The 2,617-nt window shown below is 49.5% G+C and carries 2 protein-coding genes and 1 pseudogene; 2 read left to right on the top strand and 1 reads right to left on the bottom strand.

Annotation, left to right across the window (positions count from 1 at the left end; all coding sequences use genetic code 11):
• Window positions 1-244: pseudogene (locus H6S82_RS28375) on the bottom strand (ribosomal-protein-alanine N-acetyltransferase); the annotation flags it as partial.
• Window positions 245-307: 63 nt separating this feature from the next.
• Here H6S82_RS28375 and lysA point away from each other — a divergent pair.
• Together lysA and cdaA are read left to right on the top strand one after the other, a co-directional pair.
• A complete protein-coding gene (gene lysA, locus H6S82_RS28370; protein ID WP_190473203.1) occupies window positions 308-1,714 on the top strand; it encodes a diaminopimelate decarboxylase in 1,407 nt (468 codons plus the stop codon).
• A 146-nt stretch (window positions 1,715-1,860) separates the two neighbouring features.
• A partial coding sequence (gene cdaA, locus H6S82_RS28365; RefSeq protein WP_191057115.1) for a diadenylate cyclase CdaA occupies window positions 1,861-2,617 on the top strand: 757 nt, incomplete at its 3' end.

Genomic DNA, 2,617 nt, shown 5'->3' with positions numbered 1-2,617 from the left:
GTGTAGGTTGAGAAAGTAAGGGGGGGAGTCGGAAAGTAGGGGAGTCGGGGGATTCATTTGCAGGTTTTGCCTCGCTGCGATCGTCTTCCAGAAGAACAATAATATCGCTGTTGCGACTATCTAACTCTTTTTGATAGCCCTCCAGAGTCCAAAGTCCACCAAAACACAGTCGATCGAGTTCGACTACTGCGGGTAGTAGTTCTGCGGTCAGCGGTTTTATGTTTAAAAAGTTAAGAGCCCTCAATTGTACACTGATTAACGAGACGCACTTACGCCTGTCATTCTAACGTTGGATCGTTCCCACATTATGGTATCAACTCACCCGGTAGAGGTTCGCAATTCTGGCAGTCAGTATTTGCCACCTACCACCAATACATCAGAGACTGTTTCGCCCAATCAACAACTTCTACCGCTTACAGCCAAGGTAAACAACCGTGATTGCCTGGAAATTGGCGGTTGTGATGTAACTACTCTCGTTCGGCAATTCGGATCGCCGCTGTATATTTTGGATGAAGAAACACTGAGGACGGCTTGCCGTCAGTATCGGGATAATTTTAAGCGCTACTATCCGGGTAATTCTCAGATTGTTTATGCCTCGAAGGCTTGGAATTGCCTTGCTATTTGCGCGATCGTGGCAAGTGAAGGTTTGGCAGTAGACGTTGTATCTGGTGGCGAATTATACACTGCTATATCAGCCGGTGTCAATCCGGAATGGCTCTATTTTCACGGTAACAATAAATCCCGTGGCGAACTTGAGTTTGCCGTAGAGTCCGGCTGCACGATCGTGGTCGATAATTGGCTGGAGCTAAAAACTTTGGCTTCTTTGGCAAATACCTCCTCAGCAGTTAAAATAATGCTGCGGCTGACCCCCGGTATTGAATGCCACACCCATGAATATATCCGCACTGGCCACCTAGACAGTAAATTTGGCTTCGATCCCAACCAAGTCGATGAGGTACTGAGTTTTGTCAGCCAAGCTGCTTCGCTCTGTTGTGTGGGAATACACGCTCACATCGGCTCTCAAATTTTCGAGCTGCAACCCCATCGCGATTTGGCTGGGGTAATGGTGCAGTGGCTGGATAAAGCAGCCTCCTTGGGATTGCCGGTGACGCGCTTGAATATCGGTGGTGGCTTAGGAATTTGCTACACGGAAGCAGACGATCCTCCCAGTATCGAAGCGTGGGTGAAAACGGTGAGCGAATCGATCGTCGCATCCTGCCAAGCACAGCAAGTACCTCTGCCGACGCTGATGTGCGAACCCGGACGTTCTCTGGTTGGCCCTGCTTGCGTCACAGCTTACACCTTGGGCAGCCGCAAAGAGGTTCCGGACATACGCACTTACCTGTCGGTTGATGGTGGTATGTCTGACAATCCCCGTCCGATTACCTACCAATCAGTTTATCGAGCTGTAGTGGCCAATCGGATGTCGGCTCCTTTAACGGAAACGTTAACAATTGCAGGGTTACACTGTGAATCGGGAGACGTTCTCATCAAAGATATCCAGCTGCCTCAAACCGAACCGGGAGACATCCTCGTAGTTATGAGTACTGGTGCTTACAATTACAGCATGGCTTCCAATTACAATCGCGTGCCCAAACCGGCAGGGGTTTTAGTGAAAGATGGGGAAGCTAACACGATCTTGCAGCGAGAAACTTATCAAGACTTGGTGCGACAGGATCGTCTCCCAGAACGACTGAAGCTAAACAGTCGATAGTAGTTATGTAGTTAGTAATTAGTTGGCAATCACCGCTAATTGCTAACTTCTGTATAGGCGGGGAAAGCTTTCCCCGCCCCTAGCAATAGCTGTAGGGGCAGATTGAGAAACCCGCCCCTACTAACCACTAACGATTAGCAAATCTAATGGGAGATGCGCTTGAGCGACTGCTGACAAACCTAAGCTGGACTCATTCCTTGCTTGATGTCGGTTTGGTTCTGGCTCTCACTTATGTGGTGCTTGTCATCATTGGTGAGCGACGCACCCTTTGGGTAGTTAGGGGATTTATTGTCCTCATGCTGGCAACGGCTGTGAGTAACAGTCTGAAGCTGGCTCTGTTGAATTTTGTGCTGGAAAAGTTGGTGGTGGGCTCTGCTGTGGCGATGGCTGTGATCTTCCAGTCCGAATTTCGTCGATTTCTGGAACAATTAGGTCGGGGGGAAATCACGCAGCTGTTTCACTCCTCCGGGAGAACTACGGCTCAGGCAGATAGTGTGATCGATGAAATTGTCGATGCGGTTAAGGAACTTTCGCAAAACCGGATCGGTGCGCTAATTGTGATGGAAACCAGCAGTCCGATCGACGAACGAGATTTTTCTGTTCCGGGTGTAAAACTCGATGCGGAAGTGTCGAAAGAACTTTTGCAAACTATTTTCCAGACGACTACCCTATTGCACGATGGGGCGGTTTTGATTGGCGGTTCTCGGATTATGGCGGCTGGGGTGATTTTGCCGCTTTCGGAACGCACGGCTTCGCGGCAGCTGGGTACGCGCCACCGGGCGGCAATGGGAATTACTGAGCGCGTCGAAAACTGTTTGTGTATTGTTGTATCTGAAGAAACGGGTTCTATTTCGCTAGCCGAAAGGGGTACTCTAAATAGACCTTTGACCAGCAGCAAACTGA

Source organism: Planktothrix sp. FACHB-1355 (assembly GCF_014748295.1).
Lineage (GTDB): Bacteria > Cyanobacteriota > Cyanobacteriia > Cyanobacteriales > Aerosakkonemataceae > Aerosakkonema > Aerosakkonema funiforme_A.
Note: the sequence above shows the minus strand (reverse complement) of the source record. Positions and strands in the feature narration are given on the sequence as shown.

Excerpts from the sequence above, each read along its gene's own strand:
- lysA (WP_190473203.1), top strand. The coding sequence starts at position 308 with ATGGTATCAACTCACCCGGTAGAGGTTCGCAATTCTGGCAGTCAGTAT.